General features: G+C 59.9%; 14 protein-coding genes. 9 read left to right on the forward strand and 5 right to left on the reverse strand.

The window, feature by feature from the left end; translation table 11 throughout:
* Nucleotides 1-58 precede the first annotated feature (58 nt).
* The gene (locus VK725_RS15220) at nucleotides 59-2,092 is read left to right on the forward strand and encodes an enterotoxin (protein WP_325318904.1); all 2,034 of its coding nucleotides are present in this window, start codon (nucleotides 59-61) and stop codon (nucleotides 2,090-2,092) included.
* Between the two features lie 113 nt (nucleotides 2,093-2,205).
* On the forward strand, nucleotides 2,206-4,083 hold the full coding sequence (locus tag VK725_RS15225) for a beta-galactosidase (protein WP_325318905.1): 1,878 nt from the start codon (nucleotides 2,206-2,208) through the stop codon (nucleotides 4,081-4,083).
* 2 nt (nucleotides 4,084-4,085) lie between these two features.
* Here VK725_RS15225 and VK725_RS15230 read toward each other — a convergent pair whose 3' ends face one another.
* The 3 genes from VK725_RS15230 to VK725_RS15240 all read right to left on the reverse strand — a co-directional run bounded on the left by VK725_RS15230 (nucleotide 4,086) and on the right by VK725_RS15240 (nucleotide 8,935).
* Nucleotides 4,086-5,474, reverse strand: a complete 1,389-nt coding sequence (locus VK725_RS15230; RefSeq protein WP_325318906.1) for a carbohydrate porin — start codon at nucleotides 5,472-5,474, stop codon at nucleotides 4,086-4,088.
* 91 nt (nucleotides 5,475-5,565) lie between these two features.
* Nucleotides 5,566-7,395, reverse strand: a complete 1,830-nt coding sequence (gene typA, locus VK725_RS15235) for a translational GTPase TypA (protein ID WP_325318907.1) — start codon at nucleotides 7,393-7,395, stop codon at nucleotides 5,566-5,568.
* Nucleotides 7,396-7,537: 142 nt separating this feature from the next.
* Nucleotides 7,538-8,935, reverse strand: a complete 1,398-nt coding sequence (locus VK725_RS15240) for a GntP family permease (protein WP_325318908.1) — start codon at nucleotides 8,933-8,935, stop codon at nucleotides 7,538-7,540.
* Between the two features lie 170 nt (nucleotides 8,936-9,105).
* Between VK725_RS15240 and VK725_RS15245 the strand changes: the two genes are divergently transcribed.
* The 3 genes from VK725_RS15245 (at nucleotide 9,106) to VK725_RS15255 (ending at nucleotide 15,786) form a co-directional block, all read left to right on the forward strand.
* Nucleotides 9,106-11,361, forward strand: coding sequence for a TonB-dependent receptor (locus VK725_RS15245; RefSeq protein ID WP_325318909.1), 2,256 nt, complete (start codon nucleotides 9,106-9,108; stop codon nucleotides 11,359-11,361).
* A 75-nt stretch (nucleotides 11,362-11,436) separates the two neighbouring features.
* Nucleotides 11,437-12,465 carry a PHB depolymerase family esterase gene (locus tag VK725_RS15250; protein ID WP_325318910.1) on the forward strand — a complete coding sequence of 343 codons (1,029 nt, stop codon included), beginning with the start codon at nucleotides 11,437-11,439 and terminating at the stop codon, nucleotides 12,463-12,465.
* A gap of 15 nt (nucleotides 12,466-12,480) precedes the next feature.
* Nucleotides 12,481-15,786: a PAS-domain containing protein gene (locus VK725_RS15255; RefSeq protein ID WP_325318911.1), complete on the forward strand. Its 3,306-nt coding sequence runs from the start codon at nucleotides 12,481-12,483 to the stop codon at nucleotides 15,784-15,786.
* Here the strand turns inward: VK725_RS15255 and VK725_RS15260 are convergent.
* Nucleotides 15,783-16,466, reverse strand: coding sequence for a response regulator transcription factor (locus VK725_RS15260; protein WP_325318912.1), 684 nt, complete (start codon nucleotides 16,464-16,466; stop codon nucleotides 15,783-15,785). The genes VK725_RS15255 and VK725_RS15260 overlap by 4 nt on opposite strands.
* A gap of 119 nt (nucleotides 16,467-16,585) precedes the next feature.
* Here VK725_RS15260 and VK725_RS15265 point away from each other — a divergent pair, with 119 nt between their 5' ends.
* The 3 genes from VK725_RS15265 to VK725_RS15275 all read left to right on the forward strand — a co-directional run bounded on the left by VK725_RS15265 (nucleotide 16,586) and on the right by VK725_RS15275 (nucleotide 19,618).
* Nucleotides 16,586-18,418, forward strand: a complete 1,833-nt coding sequence (locus VK725_RS15265; protein WP_325318913.1) for a 3-hydroxybutyrate oligomer hydrolase family protein — start codon at nucleotides 16,586-16,588, stop codon at nucleotides 18,416-18,418.
* A 94-nt stretch (nucleotides 18,419-18,512) separates the two neighbouring features.
* Nucleotides 18,513-19,022, forward strand: a complete 510-nt coding sequence (locus tag VK725_RS15270; RefSeq protein ID WP_325318914.1) for a peptidylprolyl isomerase — start codon at nucleotides 18,513-18,515, stop codon at nucleotides 19,020-19,022.
* 149 nt (nucleotides 19,023-19,171) lie between these two features.
* Nucleotides 19,172-19,618, forward strand: a complete 447-nt coding sequence (locus VK725_RS15275; protein ID WP_325318915.1) for a YidB family protein — start codon at nucleotides 19,172-19,174, stop codon at nucleotides 19,616-19,618.
* A gap of 72 nt (nucleotides 19,619-19,690) precedes the next feature.
* On the opposite strand, the gene VK725_RS15280 is transcribed toward VK725_RS15275, so the two are convergent.
* Nucleotides 19,691-19,948 (reverse strand): GlsB/YeaQ/YmgE family stress response membrane protein, encoded by a 258-nt coding sequence (locus VK725_RS15280; RefSeq protein WP_126672939.1) that lies wholly within the window; start codon nucleotides 19,946-19,948, stop codon nucleotides 19,691-19,693.
* Between the two features lie 202 nt (nucleotides 19,949-20,150).
* On the opposite strand from VK725_RS15280, the gene VK725_RS15285 reads away from it, so the two are divergent.
* Nucleotides 20,151-21,171, forward strand: a 1,021-nt coding sequence (locus tag VK725_RS15285; RefSeq protein ID WP_325318916.1) for an aminotransferase class I/II-fold pyridoxal phosphate-dependent enzyme, incomplete at its 3' end; no start/stop codon positions are given.

The following is a 21,171-nucleotide window of genomic DNA, read 5'->3' on the forward strand; positions in this document are numbered from 1 at the left end:
TTCGTCACTTCGATTACCACCAGGGCGCTAAGCGCCGACGATTTTTCAAGAGGTTTTCATGCTTCGCGTTTATCGCAACACGCTGACAACGATGCGCATGACCGGTCTTGCCATGGGCCTGATAGGCGCATGTCTAGGGAGTGCGCAGGCGGCGCATGCCGACGACGCGGCGATTCTCAATCCCGGTGCGCCCGTCTATGCCGTTCAGAAGGGGCAAACGCAATTCGGGAATGCCGCCGTCGAGGCGACCTGGGTGGTCGCTCAAAACCACTTGTCGGATTTCACGATCGCGGATCGCGACGACGGCCAGGTTTTGAAGGTCGATGCCCTTTTTGAATTGATGTTGCCGAACAAGCAAGCCATCAAGGCAAGCGATATGCATTTGCTGGCGGCGCCGTCGGAGCATGCATTGGCAGCCGATCCAAAGTCTGCGAATCTGGCGGAGCGTTCAGCAGGTAAGGCAGTGAGCGCAAGCTTTGGCGATGCCGATGGGCGGTTTCGTATCGACTGGCAGCTCATCCAGCGCGATGATTCGGCTTATCTGCGAGAAATCGTCACTATCACTGCATTGAAACAGGACGAGCCGCTTACTAGTGTGTCGTTAATACCGTCCACCATCGATCATGCGGAAGTCGACGGTACGGTCAAAGGTTCACCCGTGGTGGCCGGGCAGATGTACACGGGATTCGAGAATCCGCTTTCCGACAGTGATGTGCGCGGTAAGCATGTGTTGCTGACGATGGCTCGCACGCTACCGCTTCGCAAGGGTCAATCGATCACGTACTCGGCCGTTGCCGGTGTCGTTCGCGACGGTCAGCTCAGACGTGATTTCGCCACCTACGTCCAGCGGGAACGTGCTCATCCGTACAGGACGTTCCTGCATTACAACTCCTGGTACGACATCGGCTACTTCACGCCGTATACCGAGGCGGAAGCGCTCGATCGCATCGACACCTTCGGTGAAGAACTCAGCGTCAAGCGCGGCGTGAAGCTCGACTCCTTCCTGTTCGACGATGGCTGGGACGATCGTTCCGGCAGTTGGCATTTCAGCAAGGATTTCCCCCATGGCTTTGTCCCGTTGCGCGATGCAGCGGCGAAGTATGGCGCTGCGCCGGGCGTGTGGTTGTCGCCATGGGGTGGTTATGGGCCGCCCAAGGATGAGCGTGTAAAGAACGGCAAGGCCACCGGCTATGAAATCATCGACGACGGCTTCGCGCTCTCCGGTCCGCTCTACTACCAGCGCTTCCATGATGCGGTCATGGAGATGCTCGATAAGGATGGCATCAACCAGTTCAAGTTCGACGGTACGGGCAACGCAGACAGCGTATTCCCTGGTAGCCGTTTCGATAGCGATTTCTCGGCGGCGATTGCGCTGATCGAAGATATCCGCGCTTCGCATCCGGATACCTATATCAACCTCACGACCGGCACATGGGCATCACCCTTCTGGTTGCGCTACGCCGACTCTATCTGGCGTGGCGGCGAAGACGACTGGCATGCTGGTGTGGGTACCGAGCGGGAGCAATGGATCACTTATCGCGATCAGCAAACGTACGAAAACATCGTCATTCAAGGCCCGCTGTATCCGATCAATTCGCTGATGCTCCACGGGATCATCTACGCGCAGAAGAACACGCGCCTCAATACCGACCCAGGGCATGACTTTGCCAACGAAGTGCATTCCTATTTCGCCACGGGAACGCAACTGCAAGAGATGTACATCACGCCGTCGTTGCTGAGCAAAGACGACTGGGACACGCTGGCTGAATCGGCTAAATGGTCTCGCAGTAACGCGGATATCTTGCGTGATACGCACTGGATCGGCGGCGATCCAGGACGGCTCGACGTCTACGGCTGGGCATCGTGGTCGCCGCACAAATCGATCATCACGTTGCGCAATCCGGATTCGCATGCACAGGCGGCCGTCATCGATCTGCAACGGCAATTGGAATTGCCAGCGGGCGCGGCGCGGCAGTTCCAGGTGCGCGACGTGTGGAACAGCGGTGGCGCGCCGAAACGGCTTGACGCCACTCATGTGAGCACGATCACGCTGGCGCCATTCGAAGTATTGACCCTTGAATTGACGCCTTGATGTACCCTCCGGCTCCGTTGTTGGGTGGGTTCTTCAATCTCGCCGCAACGCACTCCCTCCCCAGCAAGCAGGGAGGGGGCCGTGCTTGAATAACGTTATGGGGTGAGGAATTCATGGAGCGTCGCGATTTTCTTCGATTTGCGCTTTTGACACCGCTGGCCGCAGCCATTCCGGTTGCTTATGGCGAAACGGAAAAAGCATCAGGCGTCGAACCCATCCCCGATGGAAAGTCGCATCGTTTCGAGCTCAGCCGTCAACATTTCCTGCTCGACGGCACACCGTTCCAGATCCGCAGTGGCGAAATGCATCCGGCGCGCATTCCCGCCGAATACTGGCTACACCGCATCCAGATGGCCAAGGCGATGGGGCTCAATACCATCGCGGTCTATTTGATGTGGAACTACTTCGAAAGCGAGCCGGGCGACTTCGACTTCACGACCGAGCGCCGCGATTTCGTCCGTTTCATCAACTTGTGCCAGCAGGAAGGCATGTGGGTGTACTTGCGTCCAGGTCCTTACGTTTGTGCGGAATGGGACTTGGGCGGTCTGCCGGCGTACCTGCTGCGCGATCCATCCATTCGCGTGCGCACCAAGGACGACGCGCGTTACATGCAGGCGGTGCAGCGCTATATGGATGCGGTCGGCCCCAAGATTGCACCGCTCATGGCTAACCGCGGCGGCCCGATCCTGATGATGCAGATCGAGAACGAGTACGCATCGTTCGGTCACGATCGCGAATATCTATTGCGCTTGCGTGCGATGTGGCAAGCGCATGGCATCGAAGGCCCGTTCTCGATCTCCGACGGATTGGACCAACTGCAGAAAGCGGGCACTTATGTGCCGGGCGCTGCGTTAGGCCTGGATGGCGATACCGATTTCGCCGCTGCGCAGGCGATAGCGGGCGACGCGCCGGTGTGGGTTGGCGAGGGTTATCCCGGCTGGTTGACGCACTGGGGCGATTTGTTATTTCAAAGCGGCAACTATCTTCCAACCTTGCGCAAGCTCATGGCCGAAGGCCGTTCGTTCAACATGTATGTAGTACATGGTGGCACCAATTTCGGTTTCACCGCCGGTGCCAATGCGCGCAACGACTATGCTTTTTTCGAACCGGTGATCACCAGCTACGATTACGGTGCGCCGATCAACGAGCGCGGGGAAGCCACGCGAGATTACCGCGCTTTCCGTTCCGTGATTACTGCGCATCTGTCTCAACCGGTTCCCGAGCCACCACCTGCGCCGCCGACGATACATTTTGAGGATGCGATTGCGCATCCTTACGCATCGATCTGGGACAACTTTCCGATGCCGTCGCGGCAAGTGAAGAAGCCCGATCCGAACGAAATCCTGTTTGCGCAGAACCACGGCATGGTGTTGTACCGCAAGACACTGTCGACCGGCGGTTTGCTGAACATGGAAGGCGTGCGCGATTACGGCACGGTATTCAGCGGCGGGAAGTACCTGGACTACGTATCGCGCGTCAATAAGCCCGGTTTACACGTGAGGCAAAACGTGGATATTCCGCCACCGGCGAATGGCGCCGGTGCAATGGTGGAGATTCTGGTCGACAGTTTCGGTCATGTCGGTTACGGGCAGGCGATGTACGACTTCAAAGGCATCGTCGGCGCCGTCACGCTCAACGGCGAGGAGCTGCACGATTGGCAGGCGCACAGCTTGCCGCTGGATGACGCCTACATCGCAGGCTTGCCGCCGATGGACCGCAACTCACCCTCCGCGCTTCGTCCCGGCATGTTCTTCAAGGCCATCGTCAAGCTCGATCAGCTTGGCGATTGCTACCTCGACATGAGCGAGTGGGACAAAGGCTATGTGTGGGTCAACGGCAAGCTGCTTGGTCGTTACTGGCGTATCGGTCCGCAACAGCGACTGTATTGCCCAGCATCATGGTTCGTACATGGGCATAACGAATTGCTGGTGTTCGACATGCATCGCGTCGGCGCCGCGACGATTCGCAGCAGCAACCATCTGCAATTCTGATATCAGAACTCGATGTGTGCGCGCAGACCTGCGAAGCGCGCAGGACCGCGATCGCGGTTGTAGCCAGGATTGCGAATGAATTGAAGGTCCGGCGTGATGGTGAGGTGGTTGATCACCGCAATGCTGTAATACGCCTCGGCAATTTGTTCCGGGCCGTAACGCAGCGTGCCATCGCCCAACAGGAATCCATCGCCACCCAGTGTCAGGTATTCGGAGTGAATGCGCGAGAGCCCATCGATGGCAACGCCCAAACCGAATCGATCGTCCGAACGCCCCCAATGCACGCCGGATAACTGAAAACCGCCGCTAAGCAAACGATCGACTTCGGTAAAAATGAACGATTCGGTGTGGCCGTCGTTCCAGCCGGCGCGCATGAAAAGTCCGGTGTCGCCATTGTCGGCGAGCGGAAGTTCGCCGTTGATGCCAAAGCCGAACTTATGGCGCCCCGGTGCGTCGTCGTCGTGGATGCTCGGCTGCTGTCCGGTGGCTTGGGCAATATCGATCGCTTGCTGATAGATGCCCATGTTCCCCTTGTTGTAGAAACCCAGGAAACGTAGTGCCCAGCCGTCGGGTTGGGGTTGCAGTGTCAATTCGAGTTGCTGACCGCTTGCCTCACTCAACGATTCTTCCAACGGTTGTCCATTCGCTTGGATCGGCATGCGATAGATGCCATAGCGCAAACTCCACCCGGACATAATCCAGCCGACCATCAGTCCGTCGGTGTAGCCACGCGTGTCGGCGGCGAAATCCCAGGCGGTGTTGTTCCACAACGACCAGTTCATGAATTGCGTGCGCGTCGAGTTCGCGTAGCGGTTCTTGTCGAAGTCGTCATTGACGGCCATCAGGCCGACTTTGATCTCAATGTGTTTCGTTGCTTCTTCGCCAGGCAACTGATCTTGTCCGCGCGCGATGGTCGTCATCTGATCGCCCAGCGGAACGGTCCAGCGCAAATAAGCGCGTGCGACATAAGGACCTTTGCCAAGATTGGCAACGCCCGAGCGAATGATGTCGCCATTCGTCAAGCCACCAAGACCTGTGGCGCCGCTTACGCCTTCACCCTTGAACATTTCCACGTCGAGATAAAACTGCAGGCGTTCGGGAAGCTGGATGCCGAAGTACCCGCCAAACGTGTGCGAACGTGCCGTCGAACCGTTTGCATTGAGACTCAACGGGCCGCTGTAAGGCGAATGCACGCGCGATTGGTTCTGATCGACGAAGGTGTATTGCGCACCCAGCCACTGCGGCACGAACAGCGGCGCATCATCGGCGTGGGCAAGCAACGGTGCCGCAGCGATCAGCAGGCAGGACAAGATTTTGCGGCGAACGTGGCGTTGAGACGTGTTGATCATGAGAGAAGGTAACGGACGTCCAATCGCCGGCGCACCACTCATGCTGCAAGCTGCAGGCGTGTGTGTCAACGAAAAGACGTCCAACAAAAAGGCCACCTTACGGTGGCCTTTCGTTTATGCGTTCGTGAGGCGATTAGCCTGCGCGCGACGCTTTCTTGCGATCATTCTCGGTCAGGTGCTTCTTGCGCAGACGAATTTCCTTCGGCGTGATTTCCACCAGTTCGTCGTCGTCGATGAAGTCCAGCGCTTGCTCCAGCGAGAACTTGGTCGCGGGCGTCAACTGAATGGCGTCGTCTTTACCCGATGCGCGCATGTTGGTCAGCGGCTTGGGCTTGATGGCATTCACCGTGAGATCGTTGTCCTTGGCATGGATGCCAACGAGCTGACCTTCGTAAACCGAATCGCCTTCGGCAGCGAACAGCTTGCCGCGTTCCTGCAGCGGTCCGAGCGAGTAAGCGGGCGTCGTGCCGGCTGCGTTCGCAATCATCACGCCGTTCTTGCGCTTGGCGATCGCGCCTTCTTCCTTCGGACCGTAATGGTCGAAGATGTGAAACAGCAGCCCCGAACCTTGCGTCAGCGTGCGGAATTCGTTCTGGAAGCCGATCAGGCCGCGGGCAGGAATCATGTAGTCGAGACGAACGCGGCCTTTGCCATCCGGCTCCATGTTCTTCAGCTGTGCTTTGCGCGTGCCGAGCTTTTCCATCACGCCGCCCTGGTGCACTTCTTCCACGTCCACCACCAGCTGTTCGATCGGCTCCATTTTCTGGCCGTCGATTTCCTTGATGATCACTTCCGGACGCGACACGGCCAGCTCGTAACCTTCGCGGCGCATGTTTTCGATCAGCACCGACAAGTGCAGTTCTCCGCGACCGGAGACGAGGAATTTGTCCGCGTCGGAACCTTCTTCCACTTTCAGCGCGACGTTGTGCAGCGTTTCGCGTTCGAGACGGTCGCGAACCTGGCGGCTGGTGAGGAACTTGCCGCCGCTCAGATCCTTGTTGCCGGCGAACGGTGAATTGTTCACCTGGAAGGTCATGCTGATGGTGGGTTCGTCCACGGCGAGTGCGGGCAAACCTTCGGGTGTGTCGAGTGCGCACACGGTGTCGGAGATGCTCAAATCCTGCACGCCGGAAATCGCGATGATGTCGCCGGCTTCGGCTTCGTCCTGCTCGATACGCTCAAGACCCATGAAGCCGAGCACCTGTAGCACTTTGCCCTGACGCTTTTTGCCTTCGCGATCGACGATGCTCACCGGCATGTTCTTGCGCACTTTGCCGCGCTGTACGCGGCCGATGCCGATCAGGCCGACGAAGCTGTTGTAGTCGAGCTGGCTGATGCGCATCTGGAACGGGCCGTCCGGATTCACGTCCGGCTTGCTCACGTGCTGCATGATCGCTTCGTACAGCGGCGTCATGTCGCCTTCGCGCACGTTGTGATCGAGGCTGGCGTAGCCGTTCAGTGCCGATGCGTAGACGATCGGGAAATCCATCTGCTCAGCGGTGGCGCCCAGGCGATCGAAGAGATCCCACACCTGTTCGACCACCCAATCCGGACGTGCGCCCGGACGGTCGATCTTGTTGACCACCACGATCGGCTTGAAGCCCATCGCGAAAGCTTTCTGCGTGACGAAGCGCGTCTGCGGCATCGGGCCGTCCATCGCGTCGACGAGCAGCAGCACCGAATCGACCATCGACAGCACGCGTTCCACTTCGCCGCCGAAGTCCGCGTGGCCTGGGGTGTCGACGATGTTGATGCGGTTGCCGCGCCAGGTGATCGCGGTGTTCTTGGCAAGAATGGTGATGCCGCGTTCTTTTTCCTGGTCGTTGCTGTCCATCACACGATCGGCCAGCACCGTGCGTTCGGACAGGGTGCCCGACTGCTTCAGCAGCTGGTCGACGAGGGTGGTTTTGCCATGGTCGACGTGAGCGACGATGGCGATATTGCGCAGATTTTCGATGGACATGGATATAGGGCTTGGGCGAGCCGTAAGATCGCCGCGCAGGTTTCGGTAAGGGTTAACCTGCAGATTATACGGGCTTATGTGACAGCTTGCTTGAACTTCGACATCTAAATGCAGGGTCGGGGCACTTTTGTGAAGAAACGGCTCACACCAGCCCGGTTACGTAGAACACCCCAATCACGAAGAGTACGGCGGCTGTTTTGATCAGGGTGATCGCAAAAATGTCCCTATAGGACTGGCGATGGGTCAGACCCGTCACGGCCAGCAACGTGATCACCGCGCCGTTGTGGGGCAGCGTATCCATGCCCCCGGAAGCCATGGCGGCCACGCGATGCAGAACGGCCATGGGGATGCCGGCCGCCTGGGCGCTCCTGATAAACGTATCGGCCATGGCGGCCAGGGCGATGCTCATGCCGCCGGAAGCAGAACCCGTTATGCCGGCAAGCGCCGTTACCGATACCGCTTCATTGATCAGGGGGTTGGGTACCGCATGCAGGGCGTCCGCCACCGTGCGGAAGCCGGGGAGGGCGGCGATGACGGCGCCGAAGCCGTATTCGGATGCCGTATTCATCGACGCCAGCAGCGCGCCCGCCACCGCAGCCTTGCTGCCTTCGGCGAAGTGCCTGACGACCGGCCGCCACGCAAACGCCAGCACGCAAAAAATGCCGAGCAGCAGCGCGCCCTCGACGGCCCAGATGGCCGCGACCTTCGACACCTCCTGCACCACTGGCGCCGGATTGCCGACGACGGCAGGTACGAACGACTGCGTTGCGCCATATAGGCGAGGAATCGAGCGCGTGAAAACGAGATTGGCCACGCCCACCAGCACCAGCGGCAGCAGTGCAATAAGCGGATGCGCGAGCTTGCTGCCATCGAATGGCGCAGGTTCGTTGACGAGACTATCGCCGTAACCTTCGCCCGCCAGCGCTGCTTTGCGCCGACGCGACTCCAGGTAAATCATCCCGACGATCAGGATGAACAGAGCGCCCAACGAGCCGAGCCAGGGTGCCGACCACGCGGTGGTGCCAAAAAACGATGTGGGAATGATGTTTTGAATCTGCGGTGTGCCTGGCAGCGAATCCATCGTGAACGTGAAAGCACCCAGCGCGATGGTGCCGGGAATAAGCCGCTTCGGAATATTGGATTCGCGAAACAACTCCACCGCAAAGGGATACACCGCAAACACCACCACGAACAACGACACGCCGCCATACGTAAGCAACGCGCACACCAGCACGATGGACAACATGGCGCGGCTGCGTCCCACCAAGTTGATGGTCGAGGCAACAATCGCCTTGGAAAAACCCGAAAGCTCGATCACCTTTCCAAACACGGCGCCAAGCATGAAGACCGGAAAGTAAAGCTTGAGAAAACCGACCATCTTGTCCATGAACAGGCCAGTGAACATGGGCGCCACCAACGACGGATCGGTCAGCAGCACCGCACCCAATGCGGCAATGGGCGCAAAAAGAATCACGCTATAGCCGCGATAGGCCGCCAGCATCAGAAAACACAGTGCTGCCAGCACAATGAGAAAGGCCATTCCGGTTGTCCTTCAAAACACACGCCGCAAAGCGGCTCGTGCAGTGAGTATCCCGTCAGCCTCGCGTGTGGCGGCACTGTACGAAAGTACAAGTGTCGGCGCCAAACCACGCACCTATGCTGCGCAGCATGGGCATCCATATGTGGATGCACTCCACTGCGAGGGGAAACATGAAGCGTAGCCACTTGAGTCTGGCGATCGGCGTAGCCATGGGGCTGGTTTGCGCCGCGCCGCTGTATGCGCAGCAAACCGGCGGTACCGACACCAACGCCGCCAATGGCACCGCCAACGCGAGTCAGCCCACGGCCAATCCCAACAGCGCCAAGAAACTCGACCAAGTGACGGTCACCGCGCGCAAACGTGAGGAAACGCTGCAAGACGTGCCGATTGCCGTCAGCGCATTCACGGAGCAATCGCTTTACAACCAGAACGTGCAGGATCTGGGCGATCTGCAAGGCAAGGTGCCGAATCTGCAGGTCTACGCGGCACGCGGCTCCAATACCACACTCACCGCGTACATTCGTGGCATGGGGCAGGCCGACCCGACGTGGGGCTTCGATCCGGCCGTCGGTATATATCTCGATGACGTCTACATGGCGCGTCCGCAAGGCACCTTGCTCGACGTGTTCGATGTGGAGCGCATCGAAGTGTTGCGCGGCCCCCAAGGTACGCTGTACGGCAAGAACACCATCGGCGGCGCGATCAAATACGTGTCCAAGCCGTTGCCGACGAAGACCGAAGGCACCGTGGAAGTCACTACGGGCACGCATGGCGAGAAAGACGTCAAGGCGGCACTCGGTGGCGCATCGGCAGATGGCGTATGGCGCGGACGAGTGGCGGTGGCAAGCGAGCACAACAACGGTTATGGCACCGACTTGCTCAACGGCAGCCGTAACGGCAACAAGAACACGAATGCTGCACGCGCGACACTGGGCTTCTTCCCGACCAGCAATTTCAATGCACAGCTGGAAGTGGACGACATGCACGACAACTCCAATCCGCGCGGCGCGAAGTTGCTGGAGGCCAACGAGTTCTATCCGCAATATCAGCCGCTCTCCAGCAACTACAACACGCGTAGCGACATGCCGCAGCTCAACTGGACGCGCATGCTCGGTGCGGCGCTGACCTTGAACTGGATTGTGAGCCAGGACTGGACGCTAAAATCGGTGAGCGCCTATCGCTCATCCAAGACGGACAGTAATATCGATTTCGACACGTTGCCGGTTGCGGTGGCCGATGTCGGCGCGTTGTACCAGGATCATCAGTTCACCCAGGAAATTCAGGCGAACTACGATGCGGGCGGCGTCGTGCATGGCGTGATGGGCGTGTATTACTTCAACGGCTCGGCGTCCGGCGACATTCAGAACGTCTTCCTTGGTTCACCGCCCTATAGCTTGCTCGGTTACTCGGAGTACGGCACGACGAGCGGCAGCATGGGTACGCGCAGCTACGCCGGTTACGGTGACTTCACATGGGATATCAGTCCAGTGTGGAGCCTGGATGTCGGTGCGCGCATCACGGATGAAACCAAGACGGCGGTCATCCAAAATTACGATTACTCCAATGCAACGTTCAGTGTGCCGATTGGCGTGCTGGCCGATTTCACCGGTTCGCACACGTCGCACAATGTGTCGCCGAAAGTATCGCTGGATTACAGCGCCAGCGATGACATCAAGCTCTACGGCAGCTACAGCGAAGGCTTCCACTCGGGCGGTTACAACATTCGTGCGAATTGCACAGAGATTCCGTCGTCTTGTAATCCGATTCAGGACGAAGAAGTGAAATCGTACGAGCTCGGCAGCAAGATGAGCTTCTTCGACAACAGCTTGATGATGAACACGGCGCTGTTCCACAACATCTATTCGAACATCCAGCTTTCGGTGTTCACGTCTTACACCGAACCGGATGGCAGTCAGGGCTTCTTTGGCAACTTCACCAATGCGGGCAAAGGTCATATCGACGGTCTTGAAGAAGAGTACGCGTGGTATCCCACGCAGGACTGGACGATCAGCGGCAACTTCGCCTACCTGCACACCAAGTACACGGAGTTCTATAGCTCTGGCGTCAACATCGCCAACACGCAGTACTTCACCAATGCGCCGAGGTGGTCGGGCGGACTGACGCTGCAGCGCCATTTCGGGCTGGGTGCATACGGTGATTTGAGCGCGCGCTTGAATTACGCGTATCAAACCTCGGTGTGGCCGGAAACCACGCTGTCGCCATTGATCAAACAGGGCTCGTATGGACTGATCAACGCGGGTCTGATCTGGCAGATCAATCAGCCGTGGTCGTTGAGCCTGCAAGGCACTAACCTGGGCGATAAGTCTTATCGCACCACCGGTTACAACATCGCGGCGCTTGGCATCGTGACGGGCTTCTACGGTCCGCCGCGCATGGTGACGCTATCGGCCAAATATTCGTTCTAATGGTTCTCCCCGAGGCTGGCCCATGCGCTCCCTCGGCCATGGGTCGGCCTTCTTTCTTTTGACGGAATACGTGCCATGCGCTGGATCAAAACCGTTTGTCTAGGCTTGATGTTGATCGCCGGTGTGGCGCATGCGGACGATGCCGTTCGTCCGCTGCCGAAACTCAAGCTCGATTCGTCGCGCGTTGCGGTCGCCGGCCTTTCGTCGGGCGCTTACATGGCGACGCAGATGCAGATCGCGTATCCGGAGCTGTTTCCTAGCGCTGCATTGGTGGCCGGCGGCCCTTACGGATGCGCGGGCGGCAAGTTGCAGGTGGCGTTGAGCACATGCATGAAAGGTGCACCGGCGCCGGATGTCGCAGCGTTGGTAACGGTGGCCAAGCAGCGGGCGGCGTCGGGTCAGACCGGGCCATTGACCGATCTTGCGCACGGTCGCGTTTACATGCTGCACGGCACGGAGGACGCACTGGTGGCGCCAGTCGTGGCTGAAGCCGCCGCGCATTTCTATGACGCATTGCGTAGTGAGCCTGGATTGTCCGGGCTTCAGGTGACCGACGATGGTCAACGCGCGTTCGCACACAATCTGCCCATTGCAGCGAGCGGCGATGACTGCGGCAAATCGGTGTCGCCTTATCTGGGCCATTGTGGTTTCGATGCAGCAGGAGCGATCTTCGAGCATCTGTTCGGTCCGTCTGCGCACGCGGCTGCTGCCGATGCACGAGGTCAGCTGATTCGTTTCGATCAGGACGCCCTGCGTCCAGGTGGCGTCGATGCCTTGTTGGCGACGACCGGGTACTTATACGTCCCGGCCGAATGCGCGACCGGCAAACCGTGCGGTTTGCTGGTGGCATTTCACGGTTGCAAGCAAAACGTCGATGCAGTGGGCGAGGCCTTTGTACGCGATGCCGGCTTCAATCGCTGGGCCGACGTTTACCACGTAGCCATCCTGTATCCTCAGACTCGCGCGAGCTTTGCGCCTTTGAATCCGCAGGCATGTTGGGACTGGTGGGGATACTCCGGAGCGAATTACGACACGCGTCAGGGCGTGCAGTTGCGCTGGGTGGTGAACGCTGTGAAAGCACTGGGATTGCCCGTGGTGCACTGATGCGGGGCATTCCCCATGCTTAGCACAGGCCTGATCGCCACCGCGGCGCTGGTCTGGCTCGGCCTGCTGTTCGGCGTCGCGGTCACCGGCGAGCGGCGCCCGCACCTGTTCGAAAAACGATGGGCGATCATTTACGCGCTGTCGCTTGCGATTCACTGCACGTCGTGGACGTTCTACGGCACCGTCACGCAGGCGAGCCGATCGGGCTGGTGGCTGCCGCCGACGTTTGTCGGCGCCATCCTGATGTATGTGTTCGCGGTGTCGATCCTGCAGCGTCTGGTGCAACTTGCGCGCGAATACAACGCGGGTTCCATCGCCGATCTGATCGTCGTGCGCCTGGGGCGGCATGCTGGTTTGGCTGCGCTTGTCACCGCCGTCGTGCTGGTGGGCATCGTTCCGTACATCGCGTTGCAGCTCAAAGCAGTGGCAATGAGTTACATGCTGCTGCGGCATGGCCAACTGACGGAGTCGGCCCCATGGCATGACATCGCGCTGTACGTCGCATTGTTGATGGCGTTGTTCGCGATGTTGTTCGGCACGCGTCGTGCGTCGGCCATGGCGCACAATCGTGGCTTGGTATTGGCGATGGCGTTCGAGTCGCTGTTCAAGCTCGGCGCAATGCTGGCGCTGGGAACAATGTTGTTCACGCCGTTGCCTGCGGGCGCGGCCATCGGCACGCCGCCGCCGCACGATAGCAGTGGGTTTCCTGCGCTGATTTTGTTGGGTGCCTTGGCTATGTTCACGTTGCCGCATCAGTTTCATGCAGGGGTGGTGGAGTGCCGCGACAGCTCGCATGTGCGCACGGCGCGCTGGCTGTTTCCGCTTTACATGCTGCTGATCGCTTTGCCGATTCTGCCGCTTGCACACCTTGGCGATGCATGGCTCGCACCTAGCGGCGTACCGTCCGATCTTTATGTGCTGGCGTTACCGCTCGCACGCAATCAGCATGGTTTGGCGCTGGTTGCGTTTCTTGGCGGTTTGAGCGCCGCGACCAGCATGGTGGTGGTCGCGACGCTGGCGTTGAGTCTGATGGTGGTGAATCATTTCATCGCGCCGCTGCGCGTACGCGCAGGTTGGGGACGCGACGAGCAAGGCGACTTGCGCGGCCAGGTGTTGAATCAACGTCGTGTTGCCATTCTCGCCGTGATCCTGCTCGCTTGGGCTTACAGCCGCATGTTGGCGCGCAATGATGCGCTCGCGGATATTGGCGCAATTTCTTTTTCGGCGCTTGCTGGTTTGGCGCCGGCGCTGTTGACTGCCGTGTATCGCCCGCAATTGGGCCCACGCGCGGTGGTGTGGGGACTCGCGGTCGGCACGCTGGTCTGGTTTTACGTGCTGCTGCCGGCGGGCATCGCGCAACAGCCGCAGTGGATGCAACATGGCCCATTGGGATGGCATTGGCTGACACCCGATGGATTCATGGGGCTGGACGATTGGAGCCGTCTCGGCCGCGCTGTAATGTTGAGTCTGGTTGCCAACGTTCTGACGATGCTGGCTGTGGCCAATACGCGATATGGCCGACGTCGCTGGACGGCCGGTGTCAGTAACGTCGGTGTCGTCGAGCTGCGTGCTCTCGCCGAACGATTCCTTCCGCACGAACGCGTGGAACGGGTCTTCGCGGGGATGCATGCGCAAGGCCCTGCGGGCAATGCGCGTGCTGCGGAGGTCGAACACGAACTTGCAGCAGTGATTGGTGCAGCCTCTGCGCGATTGCTGTTGGAAGTGGTGTATCGGCAAGGTCGTGCGGAATTCGACACAGTTGCAGCGATCGTCGGCGAGGCAGCGCAGGATCTGCATTTCAGTCAGCGCGTGCTTGAGGCCGCGCTGGAAAACATGAGCCAGGGCATTTGCGTGGTCGATTCCGACCTGTGTCTGGTTGCGTGGAATCGACGTTATACGACGTTGTTCGGTTATCCGTCCGAATTGTTGCAAGTTGGGCGGCCGGTTGCCGATCTGATTCGCCGCAATATCGCGGCAGGCATCATCGGTCCCGGCGATGTGGAAGCACGTGTGCGGCGGCGTCTTGCGCATATGCGTGCCGGCACGGAACTGCTTTCCGAACGCCGTTTCCCCGATGGCACCGTGGTGGAAATTCGCGGCCATCCGATGCCGGGAGGCGGTTACGTCGCAACGTTCACCGACGTTACGGCGTTCCGTGAAACCGAAAACGAATTGACGCTCGCCAACGAAACGCTTGAATTGCGTGTGGCCGAGCGCACGCGCGAACTGGCGCAGGCAACGTCGGAAGCGCAACGTGCAAACGAGGCGAAGAGTCATTTTCTCGCGGCAGTCAGTCATGACTTGATGCAGCCTTTGCACGCCGCGCAATTGTTTGCGCACGCGCTGGCTGAACGTGGTTACGATGCGCCGAGCGCGCGGCACCTCAACGACTCGTTATCCGCAACGGAAGGATTGCTGGCGGGCTTGCTGGATATCGCGCGTCTGGAAGGCGGCCGTCTTCATCCGCAACCGCGGGATTTTCCTTTAGCGGAAGTGCTTGAGCCGCTTGTAGCAGAATTCCGTGCGTTGGCGCGGGACCGCGGCGTGCGCTTGAGTGTTGTCGACAGCCGCGCGTGGGTGTGTTCCGATCCCTTGCTGTTGCGGCGTGTATTGCAGAACTTTTTATCCAACGCATTGCGTTACAGCGAGCGCGGCCGCGTATTGCTCGGCGTGCGCCGTCAGGGCGCCGGCCTTCGACTGGAAGTATGGGATACGGGGCCGGGCATTGCCGAAGAAGAACGCAGCGTGATCTTCGAAGAATTTCGGCGAGGCAGCACCGCGGGCGGCCAGGGCCTGGGGCTGGGATTGTCGATTGCACAGCGCGTTGCGGCATTGCTGGATCATCCGATCGGTTTGCGCTCGTGGCCGGGCGAGGGGAGTGTGTTTTACGCGGATGTGCCGCGTGCAACGTCGGCGTATCACGCGTCTGCTCCCTCCACGGCAGATGTCTATCCGTTGCCGCCGGGGCGTGCGTTGATTCTGGACAACGAACCGGCAGCACTCGCTGCACTGGGTGCATTGCTGGGTAGTTGGGGTTGGGAGGTCCACGCCGCTGCGCATGCCGCCCATGCGCTCAATGCGCCGTGGCGTCCGGATCTGTGCGTGCTCGACTATCACCTTGACCGTGGCCAGACCGGTCTCGATGTTCTGGTGGAACTACGCCGCGAACATCCCGGCGTTCAAGCGGTGATGCTGACGGCGGACCGGGATGGCGAGTTGCGTCAACGCCTGATGGAAGCGGGCGTCGTCGTTTTGTACAAGCCGCTCAAACCGCTGGCTATGCGACAGGTGATGCAGCGCGTGGTCGCCGCGCGCCATTAAGCGGTGTGTCGCGTGTACCCGGATTCGTTGCCGCCCGGCTCGCCCAGATCCAGTGCATGCAGCAAGACACCCGCCTGCGTGCGATTGCGAACGCCGAGTTTTTCGAAGATGGCGGTGGCGTGCGCTTTGACGGTGCGCTCCTGGATGCCCAGGCGATCGGCAATCTGCTTGTTGAGCAAACCCTCGGCCAGCAAGCCGAGCACGCGATATTGCTGTTCGGTCAAACGCGCCAGGCGTGCAGCGAGATCGGCGTCCGCAGGATTGCTAGGCAACGCAGCGACGCTGCGTACCAGGCTGGTGGGCAGCCACGCACCGCAATTGAGTACCGCGGCGACAGCCTCGCTGATTTCATGCGGCGCTGCGCTTTTGGGAATAAAGCCTGCAGCGCCGTGATCGAGCACGCGACGCACCACCTGCGGCTCGTCGTGCGCGGAAACAACCAGCACCGCAACGCTAGGATATTGGCCGCGCAAGGCAGCGAGGCCCGAGAGCCCCTGACTCCCCGGCATGTGCAGATCCAGCAAGACAAGATCGATATCCGGATCGGCCGACAAGATATCGAGCACGCCCGGAAGATCGCTCGCTTCCAGCACCGTGCATTCGTCCAGATGCTCGCTTGCGGCCTGCCGTAGCGCGGCGCGGAACAGCGGATGGTCATCGGCGATCAGCAGGCGGGTCATGGCACGGACCATAGCGGGCATTGGGCAAGACGTCGAGATGAAACAAGAGGCGGATTGCGTTCGAAGATGTTGTACTTTCGTACGATAGCCGTAGGCATCAGTCTTGTTATGGTAGGCGGATGAATATCCGCATAAGCTTGGTTGGTGCAGCCGTGCTGGCCCTCGCCGCGTGCGCGGTCAGGCCGTCTTCTACGGAGCCTTCGATGCAAGGGATCGATTTCGTGCAGGGCGATGTCAGCGCTACCGTGCATCGCGACCATGACGATCTGCTCAGCGGCGGTCTGGGTTTGGCGGGGCTCAAAGCGCCACCTGCGCCTTTTGCAGACCCGCAGCATCCGACCGTGCAGGAATTGCGTCGTCGTGCGATTCAAACGAGCTGGAAAGGTATCGCCGATCTCGGGCCGCTGGGTGGTTACGGCACGGTTTACGGCGCGGTTCCCGATGTACCCGGACGCGAGTATCAGGCGTTTGCAAAAATTCCCGGTGCACATGCGCCGCATCGTGTCTTGCTGCAGGTGCCTGACAACTTCGACAAGACGCGGCGATGCCTGGTCGTGACGGCGTCGTCCGGATCGCGCGGCATTTACGGTGCGATTGCGCTTGCCGGTGCGTGGGGTCTGCCGCGCGGTTGCGCAGTGGCTTACACCGATAAAGGCACCGGTTCGGGTTACTTCGATTACGCCGACGACACGGGCGTCGCACTGGATGGTCAACGCGCCAAGCGCGGCACGGCGATGCTGGAATTCGAACCTACATCGGCAATCGGCGAAGGCATCGCGATCAAGCATGCTCATTCGGGCGATAACCCGGAAGCCGATTGGGGACGTCATGTTTTGCAGGCTGCGCAATTCGGCCTCGCGATGCTCGACCGCGCCTTTCCCGATCAGGCGCCTTTCACTCCGCAGAATACGAAGATCATCGCAGCCGGTTTATCCAATGGCGGCGGCGCGGTGCTGCAAGCGGCCGGTGTCGACGATCAGCACATGCTTGCCGGCGTTGTTGCGCTGGAACCGAATGTGCACACACCAGACGGTCCTGCGCTGTACGACTACATGACCGAGGCGGCGATCTGGTTGCCTTGCGCATTGCTGGACGAACGCTTCGCTTCGACGCCATTCGCGCGCGATGCGCATGGCAAACCGCATGCAACATGGATCACGCGTTGCGCGAGCCTGCACGCACAAGGCTTGCTCAAGACGTCCACGCTGCAGGCACAAGCGGCCGAGGCATACGAACATTTGCGCAGCGCAGGATGGACAGATCAGGCCATGGCCACCGGCGCGTCGTCCACGGCGCTGGATTTGTGGCGCGTAATCGGCGCGGCGTATGCGTCGGCTTATATGCGCCGCGGCGCCGATGACATGCCGTGCGGCTATCGCTATGAAGCGATGAATGCGGCCGGCAAACCGGCGATGGCTGACGAAGCCACACGCGCAAGCTGGTGGGCGGATGCATCAGGCATTCCCCCCGGCAATGGCGTGGGCTTGTTCGGCGGTACGGATGCATCGGCAGATCCGCAACTTGTCGGTGCCGAATGCTTGCGTCGACTGTGGACAGGCAACGATGCCGACGCGATGGCGTTGCACGCATCGGTGAAAGCCCTCGTAGCAAAGTTGCCACGCGCCGATCTTCCGCTGTGGGTCGTGCAAGGCGCCGACGATGGTTTGCTGCCGACGGCATTCACTTCCGAACCTTATGTTGCATGGTTGCGCAACGAAGGACGTCAGCCGTTGTATTGGAAAGTCCCGCACGCGCAGCATTTCGATGCATTCCTGCCGCTGCCGGGGTTTGGCGACAGGCATCTGCCCTTGCTGCCCTACGGCTATGTGGCGCTGGATCGACTCTACGCACATCTCTACGCGGCGCAGCCCTGGCCCAGCGACGTACCGACACCCACCGGCAAACCTCGCGGCGCGGGGCCATTGCAGGCGGTCATGCTGGATTTACCATAACGCCTGTCCCCACCGGCCCACTGGCGTTATCCTTGTCCATTCGGCGCCCGGCGTCCGGGCGCATCGTTTCAGCACAGACAGACAAGGACTATCCATGGCCATCAAAGTGACGATCACCACCAACCGCGGTCCGATTCATCTACGTCTTCACGACGACAAAACCCCGGTCACTGTGGCGAGTTTCGTCAATCTGGCGCGTCGCGGTTATTACGATGGTTTGGCGTTCCATCGCGTAATCGCCGACTTCATGGTTCAGGGCGGTTGCCCGGAAGGCAGCGGTCGCGGTGGTCCGGGTTATCGTTTCGAGGACGAATTCCATTCGTCGCTGCGTCACGACAAGCCGGGCATTCTCTCGATGGCCAACGCCGGTCCGCGCACGAACGGCAGCCAGTTCTTCATCACCCATGGCGCCACGCCGTGGCTGGACGGCAAGCACAGCGTGTTCGGTGAGATCGTTGGTGCGGAAGATCAGGCCGTGGTCGATGCCATCAAGCAGGGCGACACCATTGAAAAGGTCACTGTGGAAGGCGATGTGGACGCGCTGCTCGCCAAGCAGGCCGATCGCGTGAAGGAATGGAACGAAGTGCTCGATCAGCGCGGCTGATCGCTGTATTTTCATAGGAAAACAAAGGGCCGCCGGGGCTTCTCCGGCGGCCTTTCTTCTTCACGGAATGGTCACTTCTGTGTAGCTGGCGTGGACCTACAATCCGAACGCTGGACCCCCCTCATTACGCGATGAAAAGGAGTGTTGCGATGTCCATCCTCGGAAATTTGGGCAGTTTGTTCGGTAGCGGCAATCAGACCGATTCGGCGGCAGGCGGAGCATCGCTCGTTTCGGTGGCCGGTCAGCTGATCCAGCAGGCCGGTGGGGTACAGGGATTGACGAATCTTCTGCAGCAACACGGTATGAGCGACGCGGTGCAGTCGTGGATCGGCAATGGCGCCAACCAAGCCATTTCCAGCGGTCAGCTCGGCCAGGCATTGCAGAACGGCGGTTTGAGTTCGGTGGTCTCCGAAGCCGCAAGCAAATTTGGCCTCAGCCAAGATCAAGTGATGAATGGGCTTGCGCAGGTGCTCCCGCATGCGGTCGATCATTTGACCCCGAATGGCCAAGTGCCCAGCAATGGGAGCGGTTTAGATCTCTCCTCGCTCGCGGGACTGGCCGGCAAACTCTTCGGTCCGCACACCGACACGGCTTGATCGTCTTTTCGTTTCCAAAAAAAGCACGGCAGGGCAGCCTGCCGTGCTTTTTTTATGCGCAATGGCGCAGCTTTATTGCGGATTGAAGTAGCGGAGCAACAGCATCAGGATGATCGCGCCCACGATCGACATCAGAAAGCCGGCGGTATGGAACTTCGAGCCCGGCGGCGGTCGCTTGAACAGATAACCGATCAGACCGCCGATGATGGAGCCCACGATGCCCACGACAGTGGTCATGAGGAAGCCCATATGGTTCTCGCCAGGTACCACCCACCTGGCAATAAGGCCCACAAAGAAACCGACGATGATGAACCAAATGAAGTTGAGCATACGCACCTACTCCTTGAGTCAGTGATTCAAACTGCTGGTCGGACGGCGTTTTCCACCCCGGCATGCGGAGGCAACTGCATGATGCCAGCGGAACGTGACGGAACAATAGGAGTTTTTGAGCCCAGGGCAGGGGGCGCGATTGACGCAGCGCCGCATGCTAAAATTGCCGGGTTTGTTGTTTCCGTCCCCCTCCGAGGAAGCCATGCCCCAGCTCGCCCAGCGTGTCGGCCGCGCCAAACCCAGCGCGATCATGGTCATTGCCGAAAAGGCCAAGCAGCTCAAGGCTGCCGGCCGCGACATCATCAGTTTCTCCATCGGCGTGCCGAACTTTCTGCCCGGCGATCACGTTTATCAGGCCGCCCGCGAGGCGCTCTCGCACGATAGTGGCCAGTACGGCAGCAATCGCGGCGCCGATGCGCTGCTGGATGCCTTCCTGAAACATATTGAGGCGCTCGGTTTCACCGGCTACGGCCGCACAAACCTTTCCATCGGCATTGGCGCGAAGCAGGTGCTGTACAACCTGGCCGAGGCGATGCTCAACGAAGGCGATGAAATCTGCTTCGCCGCGCCGTACTGGACGACGTATCACGACATCGCCGACATCGTCGGCGCCAAGGCGAATGTGCTGCATTGTGGTCCGTCGCAGAACTACAAGCTCACGCCGGCGCAGCTCGAGACCGCACTCGCGCGCAAGCCAAAAGTGTTCCTGTTCAACAATCCGTCCAATCCGACCGGCATGGTTTACACGCGCGAAGAAATTGCTGCGTTGGCCGATGTACTGGTGAAGTATCCGGATACGTGGATTGTCACCGACGACATCTACAACTCGATGGTGTTCGACGGTATCGGTTATCACAACTTCGTGTTCGCGCGTCCGGAATTGCGCGATCGCCTGGTGTTTGTCGATTCGGTGTCCAAGACCTACGGTATGCCGGGCTGGCGCGTGGGTTTGATTGCTGGCCCTGAGTCGGTGGCGAAGGCGGTCACCACGCTCAATTCCAATCACATCACCAGCGTGCCGGAAGTGATCACCGCCGCGGCCATCGCCGCGTTCAGTGGTCCGCAGGACATTCCGCAGGCCAAGTGCCAGGAATTCGCCACGAAACGCGACATCGTGCTGGCGGCGCTGGGCAAGATTCCCGGCGTGGTGTGCCCGCGTCCGCAGGGCGCGTTCTATGCCTTTCCGGATATCTCGGTGGCGTTCGGCAAGAGTCACCTCGGCA

This window comes from Dyella sp., assembly GCF_035486915.1.
Taxonomy (GTDB): Bacteria; Pseudomonadota; Gammaproteobacteria; order Xanthomonadales; family Rhodanobacteraceae; genus Dyella_B.